The 24,837-nt window shown below is 71.9% G+C and carries 26 protein-coding genes; 9 read left to right on the top strand and 17 right to left on the bottom strand.

Annotated features, from left to right (window positions below; genetic code table 11):
• Positions 1 to 11 precede the first annotated feature (11 nt).
• Genes ABT294_RS17770 through ABT294_RS17760 form a run of 3 tightly spaced genes read left to right on the top strand, consistent with a single transcriptional unit; the run spans position 12 to position 3,087 of the window.
• The gene (locus ABT294_RS17770) at positions 12 to 464 is read left to right on the top strand and encodes a GNAT family N-acetyltransferase (RefSeq protein WP_350806844.1); all 453 of its coding nucleotides are present in this window, start codon (positions 12 to 14) and stop codon (positions 462 to 464) included.
• Complete coding sequence (locus ABT294_RS17765; RefSeq protein WP_350806843.1) at positions 461 to 1,495, top strand: serine hydrolase domain-containing protein; 1,035 nt, start codon at positions 461 to 463, stop codon at positions 1,493 to 1,495. The genes ABT294_RS17770 and ABT294_RS17765 overlap by 4 nt, the downstream gene beginning before the upstream one ends.
• The gene (locus tag ABT294_RS17760; protein WP_350806840.1) at positions 1,492 to 3,087 is read left to right on the top strand and encodes an ABC transporter ATP-binding protein; all 1,596 of its coding nucleotides are present in this window, start codon (positions 1,492 to 1,494) and stop codon (positions 3,085 to 3,087) included. The genes ABT294_RS17765 and ABT294_RS17760 overlap by 4 nt, the downstream gene beginning before the upstream one ends.
• 62 nt (positions 3,088 to 3,149) lie before the next feature.
• Here ABT294_RS17760 and ABT294_RS17755 read toward each other — a convergent pair whose 3' ends face one another.
• The 4 genes from ABT294_RS17755 to ABT294_RS17740 form a co-directional block, all read right to left on the bottom strand.
• Positions 3,150 to 4,031 (bottom strand): DNA-3-methyladenine glycosylase family protein, encoded by an 882-nt coding sequence (locus ABT294_RS17755; RefSeq protein ID WP_350806839.1) that lies wholly within the window; start codon positions 4,029 to 4,031, stop codon positions 3,150 to 3,152.
• Positions 4,032 to 4,147: 116 nt separating this feature from the next.
• Positions 4,148 to 4,648 (bottom strand): GNAT family N-acetyltransferase, encoded by a 501-nt coding sequence (locus tag ABT294_RS17750; protein WP_350806838.1) that lies wholly within the window; start codon positions 4,646 to 4,648, stop codon positions 4,148 to 4,150.
• Between the two features lie 158 nt (positions 4,649 to 4,806).
• The gene (locus ABT294_RS17745; RefSeq protein ID WP_350806837.1) at positions 4,807 to 6,663 is read right to left on the bottom strand and encodes a LamG-like jellyroll fold domain-containing protein; all 1,857 of its coding nucleotides are present in this window, start codon (positions 6,661 to 6,663) and stop codon (positions 4,807 to 4,809) included.
• Between the two features lie 162 nt (positions 6,664 to 6,825).
• The gene (locus ABT294_RS17740) at positions 6,826 to 7,533 is read right to left on the bottom strand and encodes a TetR/AcrR family transcriptional regulator (RefSeq protein WP_350806836.1); all 708 of its coding nucleotides are present in this window, start codon (positions 7,531 to 7,533) and stop codon (positions 6,826 to 6,828) included.
• Between the two features lie 86 nt (positions 7,534 to 7,619).
• Here ABT294_RS17740 and ABT294_RS17735 point away from each other — a divergent pair, with 86 nt between their 5' ends.
• Complete coding sequence (locus tag ABT294_RS17735; protein ID WP_350806835.1) at positions 7,620 to 9,176, top strand: MFS transporter; 1,557 nt, start codon at positions 7,620 to 7,622, stop codon at positions 9,174 to 9,176.
• A 249-nt stretch (positions 9,177 to 9,425) separates the two neighbouring features.
• Here the strand turns inward: ABT294_RS17735 and ABT294_RS17730 are convergent, their stop codons facing one another.
• The 4 genes from ABT294_RS17730 to ABT294_RS17715 all read right to left on the bottom strand — a co-directional run bounded on the left by ABT294_RS17730 (position 9,426) and on the right by ABT294_RS17715 (position 11,479).
• Positions 9,426 to 9,764, bottom strand: a complete 339-nt coding sequence (locus tag ABT294_RS17730) for a TraR/DksA family transcriptional regulator (RefSeq protein ID WP_350806834.1) — start codon at positions 9,762 to 9,764, stop codon at positions 9,426 to 9,428.
• 20 nt (positions 9,765 to 9,784) lie between these two features.
• Positions 9,785 to 10,588 carry a rod shape-determining protein gene (locus tag ABT294_RS17725; RefSeq protein ID WP_350806833.1) on the bottom strand — a complete coding sequence of 268 codons (804 nt, stop codon included), beginning with the start codon at positions 10,586 to 10,588 and terminating at the stop codon, positions 9,785 to 9,787.
• Complete coding sequence (locus ABT294_RS17720) at positions 10,585 to 10,947, bottom strand: hypothetical protein (RefSeq protein ID WP_350806831.1); 363 nt, start codon at positions 10,945 to 10,947, stop codon at positions 10,585 to 10,587. The genes ABT294_RS17725 and ABT294_RS17720 overlap by 4 nt, the downstream gene beginning before the upstream one ends.
• A gap of 151 nt (positions 10,948 to 11,098) precedes the next feature.
• On the bottom strand, positions 11,099 to 11,479 hold the full coding sequence (locus ABT294_RS17715) for a hypothetical protein (protein ID WP_350806830.1): 381 nt from the start codon (positions 11,477 to 11,479) through the stop codon (positions 11,099 to 11,101).
• Positions 11,480 to 11,562: 83 nt separating this feature from the next.
• Between ABT294_RS17715 and ABT294_RS17710 the strand changes: the two genes are divergently transcribed.
• On the top strand, positions 11,563 to 11,955 hold the full coding sequence (locus ABT294_RS17710) for a hypothetical protein (RefSeq protein ID WP_350806829.1): 393 nt from the start codon (positions 11,563 to 11,565) through the stop codon (positions 11,953 to 11,955).
• A 35-nt stretch (positions 11,956 to 11,990) separates the two neighbouring features.
• Positions 11,991 to 14,234, top strand: coding sequence for a protein translocase subunit SecD (secD, locus tag ABT294_RS17705; RefSeq protein WP_350806827.1), 2,244 nt, complete (start codon positions 11,991 to 11,993; stop codon positions 14,232 to 14,234).
• A 56-nt stretch (positions 14,235 to 14,290) separates the two neighbouring features.
• Here the strand turns inward: secD and ABT294_RS17700 are convergent, their stop codons facing one another.
• Positions 14,291 to 15,148, bottom strand: coding sequence for a DUF4429 domain-containing protein (locus ABT294_RS17700; RefSeq protein WP_350806824.1), 858 nt, complete (start codon positions 15,146 to 15,148; stop codon positions 14,291 to 14,293).
• Between the two features lie 604 nt (positions 15,149 to 15,752).
• Between ABT294_RS17700 and ABT294_RS17695 the strand changes: the two genes are divergently transcribed.
• Positions 15,753 to 16,169, top strand: a complete 417-nt coding sequence (locus ABT294_RS17695; RefSeq protein ID WP_350806822.1) for a fasciclin domain-containing protein — start codon at positions 15,753 to 15,755, stop codon at positions 16,167 to 16,169.
• Positions 16,170 to 16,196: 27 nt separating this feature from the next.
• On the opposite strand, the gene ABT294_RS17690 is transcribed toward ABT294_RS17695, so the two are convergent.
• The 7 genes from ABT294_RS17690 to ABT294_RS17660 all read right to left on the bottom strand — a co-directional run bounded on the left by ABT294_RS17690 (position 16,197) and on the right by ABT294_RS17660 (position 21,652).
• The gene (locus ABT294_RS17690; RefSeq protein WP_350806821.1) at positions 16,197 to 17,054 is read right to left on the bottom strand and encodes a hypothetical protein; all 858 of its coding nucleotides are present in this window, start codon (positions 17,052 to 17,054) and stop codon (positions 16,197 to 16,199) included.
• A 232-nt stretch (positions 17,055 to 17,286) separates the two neighbouring features.
• Positions 17,287 to 17,769: a sensor histidine kinase gene (locus tag ABT294_RS17685; protein ID WP_350806818.1), complete on the bottom strand. Its 483-nt coding sequence runs from the start codon at positions 17,767 to 17,769 to the stop codon at positions 17,287 to 17,289.
• Positions 17,770 to 17,835: 66 nt separating this feature from the next.
• Positions 17,836 to 18,054 (bottom strand): hypothetical protein, encoded by a 219-nt coding sequence (locus tag ABT294_RS17680; RefSeq protein WP_350806815.1) that lies wholly within the window; start codon positions 18,052 to 18,054, stop codon positions 17,836 to 17,838.
• Positions 18,042 to 18,599, bottom strand: coding sequence for a S26 family signal peptidase (locus tag ABT294_RS17675; RefSeq protein WP_350806813.1), 558 nt, complete (start codon positions 18,597 to 18,599; stop codon positions 18,042 to 18,044). Before ABT294_RS17675 ends, ABT294_RS17680 begins: the two co-directional genes overlap by 13 nt.
• Positions 18,596 to 20,467, bottom strand: a complete 1,872-nt coding sequence (locus ABT294_RS17670; RefSeq protein ID WP_350806811.1) for an ABC transporter ATP-binding protein — start codon at positions 20,465 to 20,467, stop codon at positions 18,596 to 18,598. Before ABT294_RS17670 ends, ABT294_RS17675 begins: the two co-directional genes overlap by 4 nt.
• Positions 20,464 to 20,964 (bottom strand): TlpA family protein disulfide reductase, encoded by a 501-nt coding sequence (locus ABT294_RS17665; RefSeq protein WP_350806809.1) that lies wholly within the window; start codon positions 20,962 to 20,964, stop codon positions 20,464 to 20,466. The genes ABT294_RS17670 and ABT294_RS17665 overlap by 4 nt, the downstream gene beginning before the upstream one ends.
• A 46-nt stretch (positions 20,965 to 21,010) precedes the next feature.
• The gene (locus ABT294_RS17660) at positions 21,011 to 21,652 is read right to left on the bottom strand and encodes a MauE/DoxX family redox-associated membrane protein (RefSeq protein WP_350806807.1); all 642 of its coding nucleotides are present in this window, start codon (positions 21,650 to 21,652) and stop codon (positions 21,011 to 21,013) included.
• 403 nt (positions 21,653 to 22,055) lie between these two features.
• Between ABT294_RS17660 and ABT294_RS17655 the strand changes: the two genes are divergently transcribed.
• Positions 22,056 to 23,186 carry a site-2 protease family protein gene (locus tag ABT294_RS17655; protein WP_350806805.1) on the top strand — a complete coding sequence of 377 codons (1,131 nt, stop codon included), beginning with the start codon at positions 22,056 to 22,058 and terminating at the stop codon, positions 23,184 to 23,186.
• Between the two features lie 39 nt (positions 23,187 to 23,225).
• On the opposite strand, the gene ABT294_RS17650 is transcribed toward ABT294_RS17655, so the two are convergent.
• Positions 23,226 to 24,080 carry a universal stress protein gene (locus ABT294_RS17650; protein WP_350806804.1) on the bottom strand — a complete coding sequence of 285 codons (855 nt, stop codon included), beginning with the start codon at positions 24,078 to 24,080 and terminating at the stop codon, positions 23,226 to 23,228.
• Between the two features lie 321 nt (positions 24,081 to 24,401).
• On the opposite strand from ABT294_RS17650, the gene ABT294_RS17645 reads away from it, so the two are divergent.
• A partial coding sequence (locus tag ABT294_RS17645; protein ID WP_350806802.1) for an RICIN domain-containing protein occupies positions 24,402 to 24,837 on the top strand: 436 nt, incomplete at its 3' end.

Raw genomic sequence — 24,837 nt, 5'->3', positions numbered from 1 at the left:
GAGTTGGGCCGATGAGACTGCGCCCCGCGGCCCCTGACGACCTGGACGGCATCGTCGAGGTCTTCCTCGCCTGCTGGCACGAGAGCTACGCGAGGGTGCTGCCCGAGCGGCTGGTGTCGGCCATGTCCACGGAGCGCGCCCGCGAGCTGTGGACGGGCAAGCCGGCCGTCGTGGCGGAGGACGACGGCCGGGTTCGCGGTCTCACGCGCTTCTCGGGCGACACCGTCCACTCGCTCTACGTGCACCCGGGGGCGCAGGGCGGAGGGCTCGGCGCGCGGCTGCTCGGCGCGGCGGAGGACGCGCTGGCGTCGGCCGGAACCACCACGGCGTTCCTGTGGGTGTTCCGCGACAACCTGCCGTCGATCGGGTTCTACCGTCGCCAGGGCTGGGCTCCCGACGGGACCGAACGCGTCACGCCCGAGTTCGGCGAGCCCGAGCTCCGGCTGACGAAGGAGCTGGCGTGACCGCGCCCCCCGGCATCGTGACGGCGGCGCGCACCCCGTGGTTCGAGCTGACCGAGTGCGCCGGCCATCGCACCGTGCGCTGGGAGGACGGCGTCCGCGTCGGCGAGGAGCCGATGACCCTCGACACCCACCACGACCTCGCCTCGATCACGAAGATCGTCGCCACCACGACGGCGCTCATCCGTCTCGTCTCCGACAACCTCGTCGACCTGGACGCGCCGGTGCGCCGCCACCTGCCCGGCTGCTTCGACGGCATCACCGTGCGGGACCTGCTCCTGCACCGGGGCGGGCTGTGGGAGTGGTACCCGCTCTACATCCAGCGGGAGCTGCCGCCGCCGCGCTACCGTCCCGGCCAGGAGCGGCACTACTCCGACCTCGGGTTCGTCCTGCTCGGACAGGTCGTCGCCGCGGTCACGGGGCTGCCCCTCGACCGGGCCGTGGCGGAGCTGGTGACCGAGCCGCTCGGGCTGACCTCGACCAGGTACGCCCGCCCGGCGGGCCCGCGGGTGGCCATGAGTGCACGGGACGACCGGGTCGAAATGGGCATGCTGGACTCCCAGCAGCCGTACCCCGTTCCGTTCCGCAGCGCCGACTTCGCCGGGTGGCGCCTGGAACCCGTGATCGGGCAGGTGAGCGACGGCAACGCCCACCATGCCTTCGGCGGCGTCTCGGGACACGCCGGGCTCTTCTCCACCGTCCCCGACCTGCTGCGCTACTGCGCCGCGCTGTCGCGCTACCGCGAGCACGACAGGCTGTGGCGGCCCGAGGTCGCGCGGGAGTTCTTCGCACCGGGCCCCGACGCCCAGCAGGCGCTCGGCTTCCGCAGGTACGACCTCCAGGTCCGGGACGAGGCCGTCACCGTGCTCGGCCACCCCGGCTACGTGGGCGGCGCCATCGGCTTCGTGCCCGACCGCGACATCTGCCTGGTCATGGTCAGCAACCGGCTGCTGGTCGACGGGACGCCCGTGCCCACGGACGTCCTCTGGGACGACCTGCTGAAGGCCACCACACAACGATCGAGGACAACATGACGAGCAGCACGCCGCTCCTGGCCATCCGTGACCTGTCGGTCGCCTTCCGCAGCGGCAAGCAGGACGTCACCGTCGTGAAGAACGTCTCGATGGACATCATGCCGGGCCAGACCGTCGCGGTCGTCGGGGAGTCGGGCTCGGGCAAGTCCACCACGGCCGCCGCCGTCAACCGCCTCCTGCCCGACAACGGCCGCATCACCGGCGGCCAGGTGCTCTTCGACGGGCGCGACCTGGCCGAGGTCGGCGAGCGCGAGATGGTCGCCATCCGGGGGGCCGGGATCGGGCTCGTCCCCCAGGACCCGATGTCGAACCTCAACCCGCTCATGCGCATCGGCGACCAGATCGCCGAGGCCCTCGAGGTGCACGGCGTCGCCTCCGGCAAGGCCGCACACGCGCGCGTGATCGAGCTGCTGGACATGGTCGGCATCCCGGACCCGGCGCAGCGGATCAACCAGTACCCGCACGAGTTCTCCGGCGGCATGCGGCAGCGCGTGCTCATCGCCATGGGGCTGGCCTGCCGTCCCAAGCTGCTCATCGCCGACGAGCCGACGTCCGCGCTGGACGTGACCGTCCAGCGGCGCATCCTCGACCAGCTCGCCGAGCTGACCGCCGAGATGGGCACCGCCGTCTTCCTCATCACGCACGACCTCGCCCTGGCCGCCGAGCGCGCTGACGTCGTCGCCGTCATGTACCAGGGCGAGCTCGTCGAGGTCGGCCCGGCGCGCGAGATCCTGGCCGAGCCGCAACACGAGTACACCCGGCGGCTGCTGCGCGCCGTGCCCAGCCTGTCGTCGGTGCGGCTGGCCGAGCCGTCGCGGGACGCCCACGACCTCGTCCGGATCGAGGGCCTGCGCAAGGTCTTCCCGATCAGGGGCAGCGCCGCGGAGTTCACCGCCGTCGACGGCGTCAGCTTCAGCATCCCCCGCGGCCACACCGTGTCCATCGTCGGCGAGTCGGGGTCGGGCAAGTCGACGACCGCGAACCTGCTGCTCGGCCTGGACGACGTCACGTCCGGGCAGATCCGCTTCGACGGCACCGACGTCACCTCGCTCGGACGGCGCGAGCTGTTCGCGTTCCGCCGCCGCGTGCAGCCGGTCTTCCAGAACCCCTACGCCTCGCTGGACCCCCGCTACACCGTGGAGAAGTCGATCAGCGAGCCGCTGCGCGTGCACCGCGTCGGCACCGCGGCCAGCCGCAAGCAGGCCGTCGCCGGCCTGCTCGACCAGGTCTCGCTGCCCGCCTCGCTCGCGCAGCGGCTGCCGCACGAGCTGTCGGGCGGTCAGCGCCAGCGGGTCGCCATCGCCAGGGCGCTGGCGCTCTCCCCCGAGCTCGTGGTGCTCGACGAGGCCGTCTCCGCCCTGGACGTGCTCGTCCAGGCCCAGATTCTCGAGCTGCTGGCCGAGCTGCAGCGGGAGCTGAAGCTCAGCTACCTGTTCATCAGCCACGACCTGGCCGTGGTCCGCATGCTCTCGCACACCGTGCATGTGATGCAGCGCGGGCGGATCGTGGAGAGCGGGACCGCGGACGACATCTTCGAGCACCCCAAGGCCGACTACACCCGCGAGCTGCTGGCCGCGATCCCCGCCCCCTAGGAGCGGACGCGCTGTTCCGCCCTGCTGACCGGCGCCTTTCACCCTCCGACGACGAAAGGCGCTCAGTCGTCCATGACGCCGTAGGTGGAGGCCCGGAACAGGAAGGAGGCCCAGGAGCGGTAGGGCCGCCACGCCTCGGCCAGCTTCCGGTACGCGGCCGGCGACGCGTCCTCCGGCAGGCCGTACGCGTCGCGCAGGATGGCGAACAGGCGCGGCTCGTCGCCCGGGAACGCGTCCGGCGCGCCCGCGCCGCGGATCAGGATCAGTCCCGCGGAGAACGGACCCACCCCCGGGAGGGCGCGCAGCTCGGCCAGGGCCTCCTCCGGGGCGAGCGCGCGCAGGTGCTCGGTGGTGAGCACGCCGTCGAGCGCCGCGCGGGCCAGCCCGTGCAGCCACTCCTCCTTCTGCGCGGGCAGGCCGAGCCCGCCGGCCTCCAGCAACGTGACGGGGGGCGGGAAGGCCGGGTACGACCGGCCGTCCACGGTGACCTTCGCGCCGTACCGCTCCGCGATGCGCTGCTTGATCCGGGAGGCGATGAGCATCGACGAGCGCTGGACGATCACGGCCCAGCACGCCGCCTCCCACGGGCTCCAGAAGCACACCGGCCGCAGGCCGGGGCTGCGCCGCTGCAGGTCGCCGAGCACCGGGTCGGCCTCGCCGAGCTTGGCGAAGCCGGCGCCGTCGACGTCGAGGGAGAGGATCCGCGCCACCTCGCCCCGGATTCCCGGCCCCGCGGCCCGCGTCGTGGCGACGGCGACCCCGCCCGGCGCGGCCGTCACGCTCACGCCGATCGGCAGCCAGTCGGACTCCGCGCAGTACGCGAACCGCAGCGCCCGCCCGTCGGACGGCAGCGCGCTGGTGGCCGGCCAGTCCTCGACGAAGCGCAGCGAGGCGCCGAAGTCGAACGGGCCTTCGGCGGTGAGCGTGAATCCGTGCGTGGTCATGCGCGTATGGTAGGGGGCCGCACGGACCAGCCTGTCACCTCTCGGGCGCCGCACGCGTCATCGAGGACTTCCGCACGGAGATCACGCCACGGCCACCCAAGACGTTCCGCACTGATTCAGGTTCCCGGCGTGCTCGCGGCCGGCTGCCGGACCATGAAGACGTCGATCGGGTCCTGGTTCTCCACGGTGAACCCGTGGCGTTCGTACAGCCGCTGCGCGGCGCTCCCCCGCAGGACGTTCAGGCGGACAGGCACGCCTTCGGCGTCCGTTCGCTCCAGCAGAGCCCGCAGGACGGCCGAACCCAGACCGCGGCCCTGGTGCTCCGGGGCGAGGTAGAAGTGCTCCAGCCACCATCCGTCCGCGGCCGGCCGCAACGTCACGCAGCCCGCTTGTTCGCCATCGGCCACGATGAGCGACGTGTGCTCGGAGGAGAACGAATCCCGCAGACGCTGCCGGACCCGGTGTTCGTCGAATCTGCCCAGCCGCTGCAGGTCCGGACGCATCACCGTCGCCCGCAACTCCGCGATCACCTCGACGTCTCCCTGCCCAGCGGGACGCAGCTCCCACGTGGTCGCGATCTCCTGCGCCATCCCGTCCGCACTCGTGCTCGTACTCATGCGCTGAAGTATCTCAGCGGCCCGCTGAAGGGCTTAGCTCGACGTCGGCTCGGTGCCGTGAGGGGCCGTTCAGCCGTCGCGACGCACGTGAACCCTTCTGGCCCGTTTCTCCGGGGCGAGGCCGCTCTCGCCCCGGAGTCCGGCAGGCCGTGCTCCGATCAGTTGCCGCGCGGCACGGCGGTCATGAACTGCTCGGTGCGCAGGGGGCGGTCCACGATCCGGATGTCGCCGATCCTGCCGTAGAAGGCCTGCTCGACGACCCGGTCATACGTCGTCGCGCCGACCAGCCACGGCTTGCCCGCCGTTGCGATGCCGACCGCCGGCGTGGACGGGTTGCGCAGCACCTTCGCTCCGTCGATGTACATGACGGTCTGGCGCCCGTCGTTGACCACCGCCACGTGAACCCAGGTGTCCGTCGGCAGTTCGTGGCTCCAGTTGGTGGAGATGTCGTTCCTGCGCTGGGGGAAGACCGCCCACTGGGCGCCGTGCCCGTCGCTGATGTTGAGCGTGCCGACCGGTTCGAGCGGGTCGCTGCCGGTACGACCGGCGTCCGCGCCGGCTCCCATGCGGCTGAGCAGCCCCATCCACGCGTGGGACGCGTCCCAGTCGGCGGGCAGCTTCATGAACGCCTCGATGGTGTAGCCGCGCTCGAACGTCTCCTTGTTGAGCGGCGCGCTGTCGGACGTCCGCAGGTACGCGCCGCGGGCCGGGTTCTTCGAGCCGTTGAAGAGCAGGCTGCCGTGGCCGGGCTGGGCCGGGTGGTGCTCGCCGGAGAAGGTCAGCGCGTCCGCGCCGCTGCCGGGAAGGGTCACCCGGGTGAGGTCGTTGCCCCGCCCCGACAGGTCCCGCACCGCGGTGCTCTCGGGCACCGGGGTGCCGTCCGGGCGCCGCTCGTCGAACCGCCAGTAGGCGACGGTGCCGGGAATGACCATCGCCTCGGCCGGGCGCGGCGCCGGCTGAGTCTCAGGCGCGAAGCCCGCGAACCGCTCGGTGAAGTCGATCGGCACCGAGAAGCGGTTGGCCGGGTCCGTCAGTTCGATCTCGCGCTGCTCCAGCGGGTTGCGGTCGCGCGCGGGCTTGTCCATGATCCAGGGCGAGAACGTCTCGACGTCGATCGTGTCGCGTGCCAGGTCGAACCGGTAGAGCCGGATCATGCCGCTGCCGCCGTAGTAGCGGTCCTGGTAGTTGGTGATGTGCGCGTACACGTCGTGACCGGCGGCGTTCTTCAGCGTCGTACGGCCGGCCGGCCAGTAGTGGCCGTTCAGCGTCAGGAAGATCTGGTCCTTCTTCGCGACCAGCTTGTTCCAGATGTTCTGCCCGTTGCCCGACAGCACGGCCTGCCCGGGCTTGTCCTCCGTCGAGACGAAGTCGTGCGTGGTGAGGATGACGGCCATCTTCGGGTGCTGGTCGATGACGTTCTGCGCCCAGGTCAGCGTGGCGTCCGACGGCTTCCAGTCCAACGCCAGCACCAGCCACTCGCGGCCGCCCGCGGTGAAGGTGTGGAAGGTGTTGTAGCCGTCAGGGGACGCGCCGCCGAACGCCGGGGACTTGCGGAATCGCTGCGGGCCGAAGGTGTCCAGGTAGGGGCTCGGGCCGCGGTCGTCGCTCGTGCTCGACCTGATGTCGTGGTTGCCGGCCAGGACGCTGTACGGGATGCGCTTGAGGTCCAGCGGCCGGAACACCTTGTCGGCCTCGGCGAACTCTTCCTTCGCGCCGTTCTCGGTGATGTCCCCGAGCTGGGTGGTGAAGACGATGTTCTCTTCCTCGCGGTTACGGTCGATCCAGCGGACCGCGGCGTCGAGGGGCGCGGTGTCGCCGGGGTCTCCGTCGAAGAAGTACTGGGTGTCAGGCAGGACGGCGATGCTGAAACGCGGGTTCGCGGGGTCGGTGCGCTCCGCCGACTGGGCGCTCGCCGGCGCGGTGGGGGGCGTTAACAGCGCGGACGCGGCGATCGCGGCGGTTGCCAGTACGGCGGCCGCGAACCGGGGCAGCATGGCACCGGGACTGGTTCTCACGTGTGGTTCCTTCCGTCTCTCCCCGGATGCTGGGGAGGCGGAGCGACGATGACATGGCCGGATGACGAAGTCCGGGCGTGCGAGTGAATGCGTGCGGTCCTCGAGATGGCACCGTGAACGCCTGTCCGCCGTTCGTGCCGGGGGCCGGTTCGGGAGTGGCGGTCAGGCGTTCTTGGTGGATGCGGCGAGGCCGGCGATGAGGACGTCCATGCCGCGGCGGAAGTGAGCGGTCCAGTCGCTGTGCGGAGTGGGAGGGTGGGCGGCGAGCGTCGGGTAGCGATCGGCGGCGCTCTGGATGTGGTCGGCGAGGACGCGGCGGGCGGCGCTCTGATCCTGGTGGCGCCAGGCCGTCTCGGTGGCGGTGGAGCCGATGACGTAGTTGGAGATCGCCGCCGCTGCGGCGGACAGGCCCGTCCCGCTGAAACCCGCGCTGACCAGGGCAGCATGGACGGATTCCGCGTGGTCCAGCGCCTTGGGGCCCATCAGCGGGCGGCTGCCGGCCAGGGCGGCGGCCCAGGGGTGGCGGAGCAGCGCCTCGCGCAGGCCGGTCATGTACGCAGCGATGTCGGCCTGCCAGGAGTTCCGGCCTGCCGGGGGGAGGTCGACCTCGGCGAAGATCGCGTCCAGGGCCAGGTCGAGCAGGTCGTCGCGGGTGGCGACGTGCCAGTACAGGCTGGTCGCGTGCACGCCGAGGGTCTCGGCGAGTTTGCGCATGCTGAGACCCGCCTCGCCGGACTCGTCCAGGACCCGCACCGCGGCTGCGGTGATGCGATCGAGGGTCAGCGCCGGCGTTCGCGCGGCCTGCCGCGGCTCGCGCAGCCACACCGCTCCTGGGCTGGACGGGGTCGGCTGGGCGCGCTTTGAGCTCATGCCCCGAGCCTAGCCGCTGACCCTACAGCGCCCGACTTCCCCTACAGTGTAGGAGTAACCATACGATGTAGGAGAAAGGAGACGGCGTGATCGACCCTGAGCAGGGACACCCGCGACGATGGAAGATCCTGGCCGCCGTCAGCACGGCGCTGCTGTTGATCGTGGTGGACAACACCGTGGTCAACGTGGCGTTGCCCTCGATCGGGGCAGCCTTCGACGCGTCCAACGCCCAGCAGCAGGCGGTCATCGACGCCTACGTGGTCGTGTTCGCCGGGCTGCTGATCGCCGCGGGAGCGGTCAGCGACCGTCACGGCCATCGCCGCGTCCTGCTGGCCGGGCTGACGGTTCTCGGCGTGGCCTCGGGGGCCGCCGCGGCCGCATGGTCGGTGTGGTGGCTGGTGGCGATGCGCGCCCTCATGGGGGTGGGGGCGGCGCTAGTCATGCCGGCCACGCTGGCGGTGCTCGTCCGGAGCTTTCCGCCTCGCGAGCGGCCCAAGGCGTTCGCGGTGTGGGGTGCGGTCGCCTCGGTGGCCATGGCCGTCGGCCCGGCGCTGGGCGGATTCCTGGTGTCGGTGTGGAGCTGGGCGGGGGTGTTCGTGGTCAACGTGCCGTTGGTCGCCGTCGCCGTGGCCGCGATCATCCGCTGGGTCCCCGAATCGCGTGCCCCCCATGCCCGGGCCGTCGATCCGTTCGGCGCCGTCCTGGTCACCCTGGGCATGGTCGCGCTGACCACTGCCGCGGTCGCCGCCGGTGAACGCGGCTTCACCACGCCGCTCGTCATCGGCGGCGCCCTCACCGCGATCGCCGCACTGGCCGTCTTCGCCTGGCGTCAGCGGCACGCGGCAGTCCCCGTCGTGGACTTCTCCCTGTACCGCGAGCGGCGTTTCGCCGGAGGGAGCATCGCGGCCGCCCTGCTCACGGTGGGAACGGGCAGTGTCCTGTTCGTGCTGGCCCAGCACCTGCAACTCGTCATGGTGTACGACCCCTGGCAGGCCGGGCTGGCTGTCACGCCCGTGGCCGCGGGCACCGTGCTGGGGTCCATCGGCGGGGGCCGTGCGCCCGCGCGCATCGGCCCGCGCCTGTGCATCGTGCTCGGCTTCGGCATCACCGCCGCCGGCTTTCTCGTCCTCGCCGCCCTGAGCCCCGCCAGCCCCTATCTCGTGGTGGCCGCCGGCCTGCTCCTTGCCGGAGCGGGAACCGGGTTCGCCGCTCCCGCCACCACCAGCGTGGTGCTGGCGGCGGTGCCCACCGACCGGGCGGGGATGGGGTCGGCGCTCAACGACACGCACCAACAACTCGGCATCGCCCTGGGCGTGGCCGTCCTGGGTGGCCTGCTGTCCACCGCGTACCGCGCCGAACTGCCCGGCGGACTCCCCCAGCACGCGCGCGGTTCCCTGGCAGCCACCCTGGCACACGCCGGTGCACATCCTCGTGACACGAACCTCGTCACGAGCGCTCTCCACGCATTCACCCACGCCCAGACCCTCACGATGGTCACCGCCGCGGGGTGCGCCACAGCCGGAGCGCTCATCGCGGCCGTGGTCCTGCGCCGCGACGCACCGTCTACACAGGCGGAAGTGCCCGCCAGGCGCGACTCTGACGAGAGGTACGGGACATCAGACCAGATCCGCCCAGGCGGCTGATGACGGCGGTCTCCTTGACCAGGTCGCGGAGAAGCCGCTTCGTCCGCGGAATCCGCAGCACCAGATCGTCCCCGAGGGAGAAGACCTGGTTGGCGCCGCCCGGGAGGATGCGCCGCACCTTCTCGGCGGTGGTCCCGTGGCGGGCGGCGATGGCGGCAAGCGTCTCGTGACTCGGCTCGTACTCCATGATCGAGCATGCTAGGCAGCGGCCGGAGTGGCCCCCGGTGGTGAGGCGGGGGCCTGGGCGGGTCAGGCGGCTTCGTGGCTGCGCTGGCAGGTGATGCAGTAGCGGGCCAGAGGACGGATCTTCAGGCGCTCGAAGGGGATGTCGACCTCGCACTCGGCGCACTGCCCGTAGCTGCCTTCGTCGAGTCTGTCCAGGCAGTGCTGGGTTTCGGCGATGGCGCGGTCGGCCGCGGTCAGCGAGGCGAGGATGTCCTGCCAGGCGTGGTCGGCGCCGTTGGTGCCGTCGGCCGAGGCCTTGAGGTTGTCGCGCTGGGTGATCCGCCACTGCAGGTGCTCCTGCAGTTCCTGACGCAGGGTCTGGATCTGGACGCTGCTCAGCGTGGGGCGGTGGTTGGTGGTCATGGTTCAGGTCCTTTCGGAGGTCAGTGGGCGGCGGCCGGCGTGGCGATCTGCTCGGCCAGGGCCGGAAGCAGGCACAGCCGGGCCAGCCCGCGGATCGTCGCGTGCGCTGGTTCGAGCGCCGGGGTGACGGAGACGCGCAGCTTGGCGCACAGGTGACGGGCCAGCCTCGGGTCGCGGGCGCCGCCGCCCGTGAGGAGCAGGCCGTTGGCCCGGGCCGCGGGACGCTGCTGCGCCGGAAGGCGGCGCAGCAGGTCGGCGACCATGTCCGTCACGCTGTCCAGCGCGTACGCGGGCAGCGTGGGACGCGGTGACGCGGTGATCTGGATGGCGCCCGCGTCGGTGATCGCGGAGTCGCCGAGGGCGACGGCCTCGATGATGCCGGCGCCGACGTCCAGGAGGAGCCGGGGGCGTGAGCCCGTGATGTCCAGGCCGCAGCCGACGGCCGCAGCCAGCGGCTCCTCCACCAGGACGACCGGGCACCGGGCCGCCTGGCTGACGGACGCCTTGACGGCGAGGCGGTCGATCCGCGTCGCCGCCACCGGGACGCCCACCAGCACCCGCTCCAACGGCCAGGACCCGTAGAGCATCGCGTCCCGCAGGACGGTGTGTGCCAGGCGGTGACAGGCCGCCATGTTGGCCACCATCCCGTGCAGAATCGGCCACACCACCTCGGAGCCCTGCTCCGGTTCCTGCCGGCCGGGTTGGCGCGGACGGGCGGGGACGGACGAGGCCCGCTCGGCGATGGTGACGCTGCCCGAGACCAGGGAACGGGTTCGGGCCGTCCCCAGGTCGAGGGCCGCGTAGGACGGCTGGTGGTGCGTCATGCCGCCGCCGTTGGACGGTGCCCGGCCCGGCAGGCGTCGCACTCTTGGCGGTGTGGGGCGCGTCGCAGGTGGTCCAGGGCGATGAAGCAGCCGCAGCGGCGGCAGACGCCGTAGAGCCCGCGATCCATCCGCTCGATCGCCACTTCGAGCTCGGCGATGCGCCGCCGCGTCCGAGCCCGGGTGCGCTTGCCGGCCAGGCCGCACCCGGAGTCCAGCAACGTCAACGCGTCCGCCGGGGAGGCGAGCCCGGCCCTGGCGGCGGTCAGGCGTTGCTGGAGGAGGTCGCGCAGTTCGTCCAACTGCGACAGATGGCGCTCGTAGTCCTGGATGAGCATGTTGACTGATCTGATGGTCGCCATGGCGACATCGGCTCCTTGCTAGGCGAAGAGGACCACACCGCACGGGTGTGGTGAACGCCGGTGCTGGGCAGCGGCAGGAGACCTGCGGCGGACGGGCAGGGCGAAGGGCCCTACGGCCGCGTACGCGGGCAGGTGCGTGCGAAAGGAACGATCAGACCAGCGCCGGAGGGCTACGGGAGCCCGTGGTGCGATGGACGAGCTGCTGCGGGCTGAGGACGGACTCCGAGCCCGCCCCCGGAGCGGACGGCAGCCGCAGATGGGCCGCCTCCGGCTGAAGCGCCCGCCGGATCGGCGGCCACGCCGTCAGCAGGTGCTCCCGCGCGCCGGCGAAGCTCGACGGCATGCTGGACGGCTGGTCCATCCAGGACCCGGGCGCCCACATGTCGGAGACGAGGTCGGCAGGCCCGCCGGCGGACAGGCTGCCGTACCTGGCCGCGCTGGAGCCCACCATCAGGACGGACAGCAGAACGAGGCCCACCACGGTGAAGAACGCAGTGGACCCGCGTGGTGCTCGCCACGACCTGGTGTCCATAGAGCCGACCATAGCCCAGCCTGCGCGGAAAGGCATGTGCGTTGTTCCTGGGGTACGGTGTGCGTCACGGCGGGAGGTGAGAGATGGTGCGGTCCAGGGCCGCTGCCGCGCTGCTCCTCCTGCTGTCGACGTTCGCCCTGCTGGGCGGGCACGTCGAGGCGGCTCTCGCCGTTCACGGGCTCCCTGATCGGGTCGCGTCCGCCGCCGACACGCGGCCGGGCTCCGGCCACGCGTCGATCGGCGCGGCGGAGCACGCCTCCGGGCCGCACTGGCTGGCCGGGTCGGCGCCCGCCGAACGGGCCCAGGTCCGGGTCGGCGGGCAGGGCCTGGCCGGCGGGCTCGCCGTCCTCGACACCGACGACGGGTCGGGCGGCTACCCGCGCCCGGCGGCCGGCGCGCAGGCCGGTCCCCTCCTCACCCCGCAGCCGGGCCGCGGCGTCGCCCCGGCCAGAGCACCACCCTCCACGACGCGCTGACGTCCCCTTTCACCTGACAGCCCGTGGAGGCTTTCATGTCACGTGCGCCCGTGTGGCGCGCGGTGGTCGCGTGCGCCGTCATCGCCACCGCACTACTGCTCGCTTTCACCATCTCGCCGCGTCTCGGCCTGGACCTGCGCGGCGGCACCCAGCTCGTCTTCGAGACCCGCGACTCCCCCACCGTCAAGGCCGACTCCGAGGCCACCGACCGTGCCCTGGACGTCCTGCGTCTACGGGCGGACGCGCTGGGCGTGTCCGAACCGACCCTGGTCCGATCCGGAGAGAGGCGGATCATCGTGGAGCTGCCCGGCGTGCTGGACCCGCGCCAGGCCGCCGAGGTCATCGGCAAGACCGCGCAGCTCACCTTCCATCCGGTGCTCGGCCGCGCCGAACCGGGTGACGAACGGGCCGTCAAGGACGAGTCCGGGCAGCCGCTCGCGCTCGGCCCGGCCGCCATCACCGGCGACGGCGTCACCGACGCGGCCGGACGCACCGACGCCCAGCTGGGGGCGGGCTGGTTCGTCACGGTCGGGTTCCGCGAGGCCGAGGCGTGGCAGCGGCTCACGGGAACCGCCGCCTGCGAAGCCGTCGGCGACCCCAGGCGCCGGGTCGCGATCGTCCTCGACAACGAGATCATCTCCTCTCCTCAGGTGGACGCGTCCGTGCCCTGCCGGACCGGCATCCCGGGCGGATCCACGCAGATCACCGGCTCGTTCACCTCGGAGGAAGCGCGGAACCTGGCCGTGCTGATCAAGGGCGGCGCGCTGCCCGTCCCCATGGAGCTGATCGAGCAGCGCACGGTCGGGCCCACGCTCGGCGCCGAGGCCATCGAGGCCAGCGCCAAGGCGGGGGTCGCGGGCGTGCTGCTGACCGCGCTGTTCATCGTCCTGGTCTACCGGCTGGTCGGCCTGCTCGCCGCGGTGGCGCTGGCGGCGTACGGGCTGATCTCCTATGCGGCGCTCGTCGCGCTCGGCGCCACGCTCACCCTGCCGGGTCTGGCCGGGTTCGTGCTGGCCATCGGCATGGCCGTGGACGCCAACGTGCTGGTGTTCGAGCGGGCCAGGGAGGAGTACGGCCAGACGCCGCGCAGGGGTCTGCGCCGGGCGCTGGACCGCGGGTTCAGGAGCGCCTGGAGCGCCATCGCCGACTCCAACATCACCACGTTGCTGGCGGCGGGACTGCTGTTCTGGCTGGCGTCGGGGCCGGTGCGCGGCTTCGGCGTGACGCTCGCCATCGGCGTGCTGGCCTCGCTGGTCTCCGCGATGCTGATCACCCGCGTGCTGACCCACCTGGTCATCCGGCGGGTGGGGCCGCGCGTGTCGGGTCTCGGCGGCGTCGGACGGATCCGAACCTGGCTGACCAGGCGCGACCCGGACGTGATGTCCCGCGGCCGGGTCTGGCTCGGCGTCGCCGCCGCGCTGCTGGCCGTCTCCGTGGCCGGGCTGTCGGTGCGCGGGCTGAACTTCGGCGTCGAGTTCACCGGCGGGCGGATCGTCGAGTTCGCCGCCTCGGCACCGGTGGACGCCGACGCCGCCCGGCAGGTCGTGGCCGACGCCGGGCATCCCTCGGCGGTCGTGCAGACGTCCGGGGAGCGGGTGTCCGTCCGCACCGGCCAGATCACGGCGCAGGACGTCGCCGGCATCGAGCAGGCGCTCGACGGGCGGTTCGGCGAGGTCACCAAGGAGCGCGACGAGCTGATCGGCCCCAGCCTGGGCGAGGAGTTGCGCCGCAACGCGCTCATCGCGCTCGCCGTGGCGATGGCCGCGCAACTGATCTACCTGGCGATCAGGTTCAGGTGGACGTTCGGCGCCGCCGCCGTGCTGGCGCTGCTGGTGGACGCGGGCGTCGTCGTCGGCGTGTTCGCCTGGCTGGGCAGGCCGATCGACGGCGTCTTCCTGGCCGCGATGCTCACGGTCATCGGCTACTCGGTCAACGACAAGGTGGTGGTGTTCGACCGGGTCAGGGAGCTGTGGGCGCAGCGACGGAACGCGCCCTTCCCGGGGATCGTCAACGCCGCGATCCTGCAGACCGTGCCGCGGACCGTCAACACCGGGCTCGGGGCGCTGTTCATCCTGGCCGCGCTGGCCGCCTTCGGCGGCGACTCGCTGCGGGACTTCGCCGTCGCGCTGATCATCGGCATCGTGACGGGCACCGCGTCCTCGACGTTCGTGGCCGGGCCGGTGGCGATCGAGCTGGAGCGCCGCAGCAAGCAACCGCCGCCGGAGCCCGCCAGGCGGCGGACGTCCAGGCCGCGCGAGGGCTCGGGGGCGGTGACCTGAGGCCACCCCGGCTCCACACCCGTGGGCGGCGCCGCCCACGGGTGTGGAGCCGAGTCTCAGGGCGCCTGAAGGCGGCGGATCATCGCCTGTTTGGCGGCGCTGAACTCCTCGTCCGTCAGCACCCCCGAGCGGTGCAACTCGCCCAGCTCGGCCAGCCGGCGCAGAACAGCGTCGTGCACGTCGTCGGACGGAGGCGACGGGGCCGGCAACTCGGGGACGTCGCGCGGCAGGCGAGCCACCACCGCGGCGGCCACCAGGGCGGTCGTGCCGCCGAAGCGCTGGATGCTCCACGCCACGCAGTGCGGGTCCTCCCGCGCGGACCTGGGCGGGCCCTCGCCCTTGACGCGGAAGCGGAGGCTGCCGTAGCCCATGCCCGACTGCGGTGTCCACTCGACGCCCGTGATGTCCGCCAGCGCGAACTCCTGCGCCCCCGACCTCGCCTTCTCCGACGCGGCGAACCCCGTCCACTCCAGGCGCACCCGCTGGCCGTCGAACAGCACCGTGCCGTCGCCGGCGGTGGCGGAGACGGGAACGGCGGGGCCGGGCAGCAGGTAGCCCTCAGACGGGCCGCTCGGCGGCTGGTGGACGAGGAGGGTGTCACGGACCTCGTCGGCGAAATACTCGGCGCCGCCCGTGCGGTCCTTCGGCACGGCCAGCCGGTACGGGTCGGCAGGCGGCGACAGCGCCCCCGCCACCGCGTCGGTCAGCGGGTCGGCCCCCGTGCGCAGGCGTAAGCGCAGGTGGCCGCCCTTGCGTGCGGGCTCGTACGCGACGCCCGCGACGGCTTTCAACGGCACCACCACCTCGCCGAGCACCTTGCGCAGCTCGTGCACGTCCTTGCCGCTTCCCGGCACGATGCGCAGGATTTCCCCGTCGAACGTCCAGGAGCCGTCGGGGACGGCGATCTCGGCCATGTCATCAGCCTAGTACTCGCGAGACATCTCGCGATCTTCGCTTCGCCGCGCCCGCGCACATTCCCGCACTCGTCCGCTTGCCGCGCCCGCGCGCATGCTCGAATGTCTGGAATCGGCGCGCCCGTCTCCTTGAGGATGCGCACCGCGCCCCGCCAAGGGGGTCGAACCTGCGTCTGGAATCACCCATGGCGGGCCCCTTCCTCGGTCAGGCCCCCACGGGACGAGGGAAGAGCCACGACCAAGGGTGCGCCATATTGCCGTTTTCTTCGCATATTTCCCGATATGGCGCTGCTTGGCTGGGCACGGTCTCGAGAAGTCGAAAAAGGGGTGCACACCAATCAGGCCGAATCGCCATACCTGCCTTCATCGACGATGGGAGGACGCCGTGAAGAAGAGTCTCCTTGCCTTCGGTACGAGCGTCGTAGCGGTAAGCGCCCTCTGCGCTGTTCCCGCATCCGCCCTTTCCACGCCGACGCCCGGCGTCCACACGAGCATGCGCGCTCCGTCGAAGTCGCCCACCGCGGGCACGAGCCGTCACGGAGCCAAACCCGTCGGTCCGGCGTGTTCGTCGCTGCCTGCCTCCGGCAAGGGCAGCATCGCCTACATGGCCGACCATCGTCTGGCCACAGCGGTGGCCAACACTTCACAGCTCGCCACGCTCAGCAAGGCCATCAACGCGGCGGGGCTGACCAATCGGCTGAACACCGCGAAGGACATCACGTTCCTGGCTCCCGCCAACCAGGCGTTCCCCTCCGGCAGCCGCCAACTGGCCAAGCTGCTGAAGGACAAGACGCAACTGACGCGGGTCCTCGAATACCACGTCATCATCGGCAAGAAGACGCCGACAGAGCTGACCAGCGGACCGCTCAAGACCCTGCAGGGCGGCACCATCACCGCCAAGGGCAGCGGCGACCACATCGTGATCTCCGGCCGCGCCAAGGTGCTCTGCGGCAACATCGTCACCAAGAACGCCACCGTCTACATCATCGACAGGACGCTCCAGCCGCGCTCACGGAGCTGACAGCCGGCGACGGGGCGTCCGCCTGCATCACCGAAGACGGGGTGAGCGTCTGTCCTGCACGACCTCGGACGGCATCGGGACCCGCCACACCGGGCTGTTGACGCCCTCGCTTCCTGCGAGCAGGGCCTCCCCGTCCAGGGTGTAGGCGATGGACTCGGCCTGGTGGAGCCCGGGCATCAAGATCTTGACGATCAGATCGTCGGGCGCGCGGAACAGTGAGGCGTAGGCGTAGGTCCGGATCACGAAGCTCGACCCGTCGGGAGCGAAGGCGGCGTCCGTGGCCATGGGCGGCGCCCCGCCGACCTTTCGCAGCACGTTCACCCTGTCCGTGCGCAACCGTTTCGGCGCGATGTAGAGCGCGCCCGAGAACTCCTTGCTGACCACGTAGAGACGGCCGGTCCGAGGATGGACCATGATTCCTTCGGCGTCCCGGGGGCCGTCCTCGTAGCTGAACCGGTAGCGGGTCGCCGACACGGTCGCATCACGCAACGCCCTGGGCTCGGCGACCTTGTAGATCGACACGTCCTGCCTCGTGCGGTCAAGGCTGTCTCCGATGTCGGCGAACCAGAGTGCGCTCTGTCCGGTCACGGGGTCCTTGGAGGCCGCCATGGCTTCCCAGTCCTGGGCGCGCACTCCCCTCAGCGTGTAGGTGGCGCGGGTCCGCCCGTCAAGGCCCACGGCGTAGCACACCGCACCGTCGCCACTGTCGTTGTGGGTGTAGACAATGCCCTCGTGGAGCAGCGAGACGGCCAGCCCACTGGACTCGGTTATCCGCCGATCCTTGAAACGGAAGATGATTCCCTCGTCGTCCGCGGCCGACGCCGGGGTACTGAGCAAGCCCACACCCGCCAGGCAGGCGACGGCCACCGTGATGATCCTTCTCACTCCGTCATCATGCACGCGGTGACCAGGGAGATCGTGGCAGCCGCTGGACATATGGCGATCTCACATCGGTTTGATGGGTATTTCGTGTGGCTTGGTGATGACGCACGAGGACAAGCTGAGCACCGTGCTCGGCGAGGTCCTCGCCTGGGGCGGCGCCATGCGCACGCTGCGGGCCTGACGCCATGGCGCCGGCACCGCCCGTGGTCGTCCGCTGAGCTGAGCGCGCGTGCCGTCACCGGACGGGCAGGAGCAGCCGGAACTCGGTCCGACCGGGGCGGCTTCGCACGTCCACCGAGCCGCCGTGGGCGGCCATCACCGCCCGGGCGATCGCCAGGCCGAGCCCGGCCCCGCCGGTGGCGCGCGAGCGGCCCGGGTCCGCGCGGGAGAACCGCTCGAAGATCGCCTCCGAGAGGCCGGCCGGGATGCCCGGACCGTCGTCCTTGACGCTGACCTCCACCTCGGCCGGCAGCCGCTGGACGGTCACGGTGACCGTGGTGCCGTCCGGGGTGTGGACGCGGGCGTTGCTCAGCAGGTTGGCGAGCACCTGGTGCAGCCGGAGCGGGTCGCCGATCACCGTGACCGGGAGATCGCGATCGGCACGCTCCTGCGCCGCCAGCCCGGCCTGGCACTCTCCGTCGCCCCCGACGACCTGCGGTGGCGAGGGAGCGGCCCGACCAACCTGTTCCGCGGCCTCGAAACCCTTCCCGTCCGCCATTCCCAGCCGTGACGCCTGGTGTCCCCCACCGGCTGAGCGGCCGGTGAGGGACACCGCCGGGTGCCGCTACTTCACCGGGCAGTTCGGTCCCTGGACGACGCATGGCCCGAAGTACTCGTTGCAGTTCGAGTACAGCTGGTACCACCGGAACTTGACGAACGACCCGTCGTAGCCGCACTGACGGCACTGCGAGACAGGCGGGCAGTACGGGCCCGCCTCGGCGGTCACCCTGGGCACCAGCCGCGCCAGGAGGCGATCGCCCAGCGACTCCATCAACTTGACCATCTGCGGTCTCCTTCCTTCCTCGGTGTCCCGGACCTGTCTCCGGGAGTTCGGTGAGCCGTCGGCTGGTCGCGGGCCGTCCCGCCGGACAGCCGTCCGACCACGACGGCGACGACGCGATCCGCGGGAAAGTAACCGGCCTGCCGGGAGTCGAAGCTCACGGTGGCGTTGTCGCCGAGCAGCACCACCTGTCCGGCAGGCACCCGGCCGCGCTGGCCGGCGGCGAGCCCGGCCACCGACCCCCGCGGGACGTGATCGCCCGCCGTGGCGGCCACCCGTTTGATCAGCAAAGTGGCCGCGGCCCGCCCGTCCGCGCGCTCGGGCCAGGTGAGCGTCTCCCTGTCAGGGCTCTCGGTCACCACGACGCGGCCCGCGCGGACGCCGACGGCGGGGCGGCGCACCGCGAGCAGCCTCTGGCCGTCGCGGTAGGCGGGCCGCATGCTGTCGCCCCTGACGGTGACGAGCATGAGGTGGCGCCGGGCCTGCCAAACCGCGACGGCGACGCACGCGGCGGTTCCGGCGAGCGCACCGAGCACGAGCCCTCTCACGTCGAAGCCTCCATGGTGGACGGGGAGCCGGGCAGCGCATCCGTGTAGCCGCCCGCCTGGATCCGGAAGAGCCGGGCGTAGTGGCCGCCGGCGGCCATGAGGGTGTCGTGGGAGCCCCGTTCCACGACGCGGCCGTGCGACAGGACGACGATGAGGTCGGCCTCGCGCACGGCGGACAGCCGGTGTGAGATCAGGACCGACGTACGCCCTTCGCGCAGCTCCCTCAGCCGTTGGTGGATCTCGTGCTCGGCCTCGGCGTCGAGCCCGGAGCTGGGCTCGTCGAGGATCATGAGGTCGCACTGGTTCCGCAGCAGCGCCCTGGCGATGGCGATCCGCTGCCATTGCCCGCCGGAGAGCAGGACCCCGGTCTCCGGGTCGTCGCCGTCGCGCTGGTCGAGGAACGTCCTGGTGAGCAGGGTGTCGTAGCCCTTGGGCAGTGAGGTGATCGTGTCGTGCAGGCGGACGGCCCTGGCAGCCCCGGTCAGCCGTGACGGGTCCTCCATGGCCGGCAGGTCGCCGAGTGCGATGTTCTCCCGCACGGTGAGCTCGTAGTGCATGAAGTCCTGGAACACCGTCGCGATGCGCCGGCGCAGCCCGTCGACCCGCAGCTCGCGGTAGTCCGCGCCGTCCCAGGACAGCGACCCGGAGGAGGGGTCGTAGAACCGGCACAGCAGCTTGACCAGGGTGCTCTTGCCCGCGCCGTTGAGACCGACGAGCGCGACGGTCCGCCCGGCGGGGATGGTGAGGTCGACACCGCGCAGGACCCACGGCTTGTCCGGCCCGTACCTGAACCAGACGTCCCGCAGCTCGATCCCGGTGCGCAGCGCCGGGACGGCCTGAGCGTGCTCGGGCACGACGAGGTCGGGCGGGCTGGTGATGACCGCGCGGTAGTGGTCGTAGAGCAGCAGCGACTGGTGTCCGAGCGCCATGGTCCGCACCAGCTCCGTCAGCGCCGACTGGCAGCCGGCGACGGCCGCGACGAACACCGCGATGTCCCCGATGCCCAGCTTCCCCTGGCCGGCCGCGTGAATGGCCCAGACCAGGCCGGCCGCCACCACGATCGCGCCGAGCAGGGTCGGCGCGCCCTGCACCCGCAACTCCCGCTGGTCCAGCCGACGGGTGGCGTCGTGCACCGCGGTCAGCTCGCCGAGCATCCGCCCGCGCAGGAACCGGCCTAAGCCGAACAGCCGCACCTCCTGGGCGGCCCGAAGCCCGCTGAGCAGCTCGGCGTAGAACGACTCCCGGCGGATCGCCTGGATCGTGTGGCGGGCGAGCCGGGCGCGGGTCCTGCTGATCGTCAGCTCCGCCCAGACGGCGGGAGCGGCCGCGAGCGCGAGGATCCCGGCCATCCATGGCGCGATGGCGATCAGCGAGCCCACGAAGCCCACCATGGTGAACAGGGCGCGCGCGGAACCGAGGGCTGAGGTGACCATCTGCGCCGGCGCCTGCCGTCCGGACTGCTCGGCCAGCTGCAGCCGGTCCCGGAAGTCCGGGTCCTCGAACCTGGCCAGGCCGGGGAGACGGTTGAGCGCGTCGTACAGGGCGGCCTGCGAGCGCAGGGTGATCGCGCGCAGCAGCTCGTCCTGGGCGTACTGGACGGCCTGCGGCAGCGCTGCGGTGACGAGGGTCGTGGCCGCCAGCCCCAGGGCGATGGCGAGCAGTCCGGTGCCCTGGCCGCCGCCGGACGCGGCCAGGCGGTCGAAGGCCAGTTTGGTGAACCAGGCGGTGGCCACCGGGGCGGTCCCGGCCACCACCGCTCCTGCGGCCTGGAGGACGACCATCCCCGGCGCGGCCCGCCAGGCCAGGACGGCGGCCCGTCCCGCGTGTGCCGCAAGGGTGCGCGGCGGCAGCTCCCCGGCCTGGCTCACCCGAGCTCCACGTCGAGCGCCAGCACCGTGCCCTCGTCGTCGATCCGGCAGGTGGCCGGGTAGCCGTGCACGGCGAACGCCGTGGTCATGCTCTCCCCGTGGCGCTCGGTGAAGACCCGGGCGACGGGCCGCAGCGTGGTGATCATCTCCGTGGTCTCGCCGGGCTCTCCGACCACGACGGCGACCACGTTGTCGTGCTTCGCGGCGAGGTCTGTGAACCTCGGCAGCCGTTGGGCGCACGCGGGGCAGGTCGTGGAGAAGAACCCCACCAGTCCCGCGCGCAGGTCGCCGCGGGACAGCTTCTCTCCGTCGACGTCCGTTGCCACGAAGTCCGCCGGAGCCTCGCCCACCGGCAACATGACCGGCTCGGCGGCCGGACGGTCGCTCCCGATCAACTCCTCGTGCACGCGGAGCCGGCGGATCACGGCGAGATTGAGCACCAGGTTGAGCACCGACACGCAGGCCACCAGAACCAGGGCCACCACGACGAACTGCATGAATCTCCTACCGCGGCCTCCGCACCAGCCGCTTCTTCTCGATTGCTCAGCGCGCTGTCCCCGGGCTCGGCCGCCTGGACGATTCGGACCGTCTCCCCCGAACGGGCTCCACGGAGCGCGGCACGCTGGGCGCCTGGCCGAACAGCGCGACGATGTCCTCGAACCGCAGCACGACGGCGGCGCAGACCAGGGCTGCCGTACCGGCGAGTCCCGCCCCCACCCAGGCCGTTCCCGCCCACCCCCCGCCGACCTCCGCCCCGAGCAGGCCACCGAGGGCCACCCCTGCCAGGAGCGCGTTGCGAACGGCGTGCGGGACCCCGAGCGGGCGCCCCTGGGCGGCGGCGCCCCGTCTCCCGCCTCTCCCGGGGCCGAAGCAGTTGCAGGGGACCGCGAGCCCCCGCCGCCGCGTCACCACGGCGACGACGGCGAACACGGCCAGCACCGTCGCCGCCAGGGCGAGTCCGGCCGGATACCACGGCGGTGTCAGCAGCAGCCCGACAGTGACGATCTCCACGGCGACCACGACGCCGGCCGTGGCCGAGGCCCAGCGGGCCGGAACGATCCGCAGCGAGCGGACGGAGGCGACGAAGCTCCGGAACGCCTCCGCCCGGGAGATCTTCGCAAGGGACGAGGCCCCGAAGACGACCACGAGAAGCACCAGCGGGAACACCCGCATGAACTCGCTCATGATCACCCCCGTGGTCGACGTCAACCACCTTGCCCGCGGCCGTTGGCGTTCACTTGGTCTTTTCGTGGCACGCCTTGACCGTCGAGGTCGGCCGCGGGGGTCCGTATGACCGCGGAAAGCCCGGACGCCCGCGCGCCACCGGAACAGTAGACTCGCGATCATCCGGGCATGAAGCACCCGCAAGACCCGAGGTCCTGAGGGGAACGCACCATGGACCCCACGGCTCACACGCCGGCGGCCTGCCGGGCGCGCGACATCGTCGCCGACCACGCCGAGGACATCGCGTGCACCGTCCCGCCCACCTCGCGAAAACCCCGCTTCCAGGTCCGGATAGACCAAAGTCCTGCCGATGAGGGCGGTTCGACCCTGCCGAGATGGGCTGCCGCCGCTGGATGATGGCCAGGTGAAGCAGACTCTTCCGCTGGGAAGGGTGGCCGGAGTCCCGGTGCGCGCGCACTGGTCGGCGCTCGGCATCGCGGTGCTCATCGTCGTCCTGCTGGGCGAAACCGTGCTGCCGCAGGCCGTGCCCGGACACAGCCAACGGCAGTACTGGCTGGTGGCCGTGGCCACGGGCCTGCTGTTCATGGCGTCGCTGCTGACCCACGAGGTGGCCCACGCGCTGGTGGCCCGGTGGCGTGGGCTCACCGTCGGCTCGATCACGCTGTGGATTCTCGGCGGATACACCGAGCTGGGCGAAGAGGCCAAGAGCCCCCGGACCGAGCTGGCGACGGCCGCGGCGGGCCCGCTGGCCAGCCTGGGCATCGCCGCGGTGGCCTTCCTCGCCTATGCCGTGCTGCCCAAGCCGACCCTGGCGGCGTCGGCCGCCGCCTGGCTGTTCACCATGAACCTCCTGCTCGGCGTGTTCAACCTGCTTCCCGGCGCCCCTCTGGACGGCGGGCGCGTGCTGCACGCGGTGCTGTGGGGGTGGTTCGGGGACGCCGCCCGAGCGGATCGGACGGCGTCACAGGCGGGATACCTGCTCGGCACGACGCTCATCTCGCTGGGGCTGTTCGGCACCCTGCTGTGGAGCTGGCTGGGCGGCGTGTGGCTCGCGCTCCTGGGCTGGTACATCGCCGTGAGCGCACGCCAGGAACTCACCGTCAAGACCACCCGCGCCGGGCTGCGCGGCCTGCTCGTGCGCGAGGTGATGACACCGTCGCCGGACGTGGCTCCGGCCTGGATGGACGTCGAGCAGCTGGCGCAGAAGGTCGTGCTGAACTCCCGCCAGACGGTCTTCCCGGTGGTGGCGTTCTCCGGCGACCCGGCAGGTTACGTCTCGCTGGACACCCTGGCGTCGGTTCGTCCGGATCTCCGGAGCACCACCCAGGTGGGCACGCTCGCGGCCAAGCAGCGGCCCGTGCCGACCCTCGCGCCGGACGACGACGCCATCCTCCTGCTCCAGCAACCCACGCGGGCACAGCTGATCGCCGTCGTCGTCGACAGTGGACGGCTGGTCGGCATGGTGACCGGCGCCGACCTGCACCGGATCCTGGGACAGGCGGCCCTACGGCGCAGCGCGGACGCGACCAGCTGACGCGGCAGCCACAGACAGCTCTCAGGCCCGGACCACCTCTCAGGCCCGGACCACCGCGACCGTGCAGCGCGCGTGGTGCAGGACGCCCCGGCTCACCGAGCCCAGCGCGAGCGCCCCTGCCGCGCTTCTCCCGTGCGAGCCCACGACCAGGAGGTCCGCCCTGTCGCCGGCGAGGGTCAGCGCCTCGACCGGGTGCCCACGCTGGACGTCCTTCAGCAGCGTGACCTGCGGATACTTGTCCTGCCACGGGCTGAGTTGGCTCTCGGCGACGCGGCGCTGGGCCCAGCGCATCTCGTCGATGTCGACGGTGTACGGGAAGTGCGGGGTGAACGCGTACGGCAGCTGCCACGTGTTCAGCGCTCGAAGTCTGCTGCCGCGCAGCGCGGCCTGCTCGAAGGCGTAGCCCAGGGCGGGCTCGCAGCCGGGAGAGCCGTCGACGCCGACGACGATCTCGCCGTGCACCACGGTGGCCCGCGACCGGACGACGACCACCGGGCCGGGTGCGTGGCCGGCGACGTTCGTGCTGATCGAGCCCAGTACGGACCCGGTGAAGCCGCCGAGGCCCCTGCTGCCGATCACGATCTCGGCCGCGGCGTCCGCCTGCTCACGCAGAGCGGCCGCGGCAGGCCCCGCGAGGAGCTCGGTGCTCACCTCGACGGTCGGCTGACGCGCCCGCGCCGTGGCCTCGGCCTCGGCCAGGACCTTGTGCGCGCCCTTGAACAGCGCATCCTCCCAGTCGGGGACGGACAGCTCCGGGACCGGGTACGGCCAGAGGTCCACCGCGCAGACGACGCGCAGCGACACGCGCATGCGGAAGGCGTCGTCGGCCGCCCATTCCACGCCCGCGAGCGCCGGCGCCGAACCATCGACCCCCGCCACGATCACACCAGACATGACGGCCACCTCCTCTCCCCATCCGACCCCGCCCGCCGCGGCGCCGAGCAGGGCCGGAAGTCCCGGGCCGCAGGGCCGATGGGCCGCAGGGCCGCGGCGGCTCCAACGCGCCGGCCGCAGCACCTCCTGGGCCGCGACGGGAACCGGAGCGGTCCGGTCAGACCTTGCCGTGATCTTTAATCCGCTGCTGCCCATCGCTGCGGGGCCGTGGGGCGTTCAGCAGCCAAAGTGATCATGTTGGGGGGCTGAGCGGTTCCCCGCTGGAACGGAAGGAAGACGAACACGATGATCAATGTCCGTCACGCGGTCCGGGTGGCATCGGTGACTCTGCTCGGTCTGGCCGTCGGGGCTGTCGCGAACACGGCGATGGCCGCCGTGGCGACAGGCCCGGACAGACACTCGGACGCTCCCGCTGGAAGGACGGCCACCGGGTACTGCCTGGACAGCGGCGGCGACAGGTCTCAGGTGAAGGTCCGCGCGTTCCTGTGGGGGGACTGCTCCAACCCCTCACCGAACCTGAGGTGGGTCATCCAGAACGGCCAGATCAAGAACGTCGCCACCGGATACTGCCTCGACAGCGCCGGCGACAACTCCCAGATCAAGGTACCCGCCTACCTCTGGCGAGACTGCTCCAACCCCTCACCGAACCTGAGGTGGATCGTCCAGAACGGCCAGATCAAGAACGTCGCCACCGGATACTGCCTCGACAGCGCCGGCGACAACTCCCAGATCAAGGTACCCGCCTACCTCTGGCGAG

The organism is Nonomuraea sp. NPDC000554, from assembly GCF_040300065.1.
GTDB lineage: Bacteria > Actinomycetota > Actinomycetes > Streptosporangiales > Streptosporangiaceae > Nonomuraea.
Note: the sequence above shows the minus strand (reverse complement) of the source record. Positions and strands in the feature narration are given on the sequence as shown.

What these genes read in the sequence shown, in the direction of transcription:
- ABT294_RS17770 (WP_350806844.1), top strand. Translation starts at nt 12, where the DNA reads ATGAGACTGCGCCCCGCGGCCCCTGACGACCTGGACGGCATCGTCGAG.
- ABT294_RS17760 (WP_350806840.1), top strand. Translation starts at nt 1,492, where the DNA reads ATGACGAGCAGCACGCCGCTCCTGGCCATCCGTGACCTGTCGGTCGCC.
- ABT294_RS17755 (WP_350806839.1), bottom strand. Translation starts at nt 4,031, where the DNA reads ATGACCACGCACGGATTCACGCTCACCGCCGAAGGCCCGTTCGACTTC.
- ABT294_RS17750 (WP_350806838.1), bottom strand. Translation starts at nt 4,648, where the DNA reads ATGAGTACGAGCACGAGTGCGGACGGGATGGCGCAGGAGATCGCGACC.
- ABT294_RS17740 (WP_350806836.1), bottom strand. Translation starts at nt 7,533, where the DNA reads ATGAGCTCAAAGCGCGCCCAGCCGACCCCGTCCAGCCCAGGAGCGGTG.
- ABT294_RS17730 (WP_350806834.1), bottom strand. Translation starts at nt 9,764, where the DNA reads ATGACCACCAACCACCGCCCCACGCTGAGCAGCGTCCAGATCCAGACC.
- ABT294_RS17725 (WP_350806833.1), bottom strand. Translation starts at nt 10,588, where the DNA reads ATGACGCACCACCAGCCGTCCTACGCGGCCCTCGACCTGGGGACGGCC.
- ABT294_RS17720 (WP_350806831.1), bottom strand. Translation starts at nt 10,947, where the DNA reads ATGGCGACCATCAGATCAGTCAACATGCTCATCCAGGACTACGAGCGC.
- ABT294_RS17715 (WP_350806830.1), bottom strand. Translation starts at nt 11,479, where the DNA reads ATGGACACCAGGTCGTGGCGAGCACCACGCGGGTCCACTGCGTTCTTC.
- ABT294_RS17710 (WP_350806829.1), top strand. Translation starts at nt 11,563, where the DNA reads ATGGTGCGGTCCAGGGCCGCTGCCGCGCTGCTCCTCCTGCTGTCGACG.
- secD (WP_350806827.1), top strand. Translation starts at nt 11,991, where the DNA reads ATGTCACGTGCGCCCGTGTGGCGCGCGGTGGTCGCGTGCGCCGTCATC.
- ABT294_RS17700 (WP_350806824.1), bottom strand. Translation starts at nt 15,148, where the DNA reads ATGGCCGAGATCGCCGTCCCCGACGGCTCCTGGACGTTCGACGGGGAA.
- ABT294_RS17695 (WP_350806822.1), top strand. Translation starts at nt 15,753, where the DNA reads ATGGCCGACCATCGTCTGGCCACAGCGGTGGCCAACACTTCACAGCTC.
- ABT294_RS17685 (WP_350806818.1), bottom strand. Translation starts at nt 17,769, where the DNA reads ATGGCGGACGGGAAGGGTTTCGAGGCCGCGGAACAGGTTGGTCGGGCC.
- ABT294_RS17680 (WP_350806815.1), bottom strand. Translation starts at nt 18,054, where the DNA reads ATGGTCAAGTTGATGGAGTCGCTGGGCGATCGCCTCCTGGCGCGGCTG.
- ABT294_RS17665 (WP_350806809.1), bottom strand. Translation starts at nt 20,964, where the DNA reads ATGCAGTTCGTCGTGGTGGCCCTGGTTCTGGTGGCCTGCGTGTCGGTG.
- ABT294_RS17660 (WP_350806807.1), bottom strand. Translation starts at nt 21,652, where the DNA reads ATGAGCGAGTTCATGCGGGTGTTCCCGCTGGTGCTTCTCGTGGTCGTC.
- ABT294_RS17650 (WP_350806804.1), bottom strand. Translation starts at nt 24,080, where the DNA reads ATGTCTGGTGTGATCGTGGCGGGGGTCGATGGTTCGGCGCCGGCGCTC.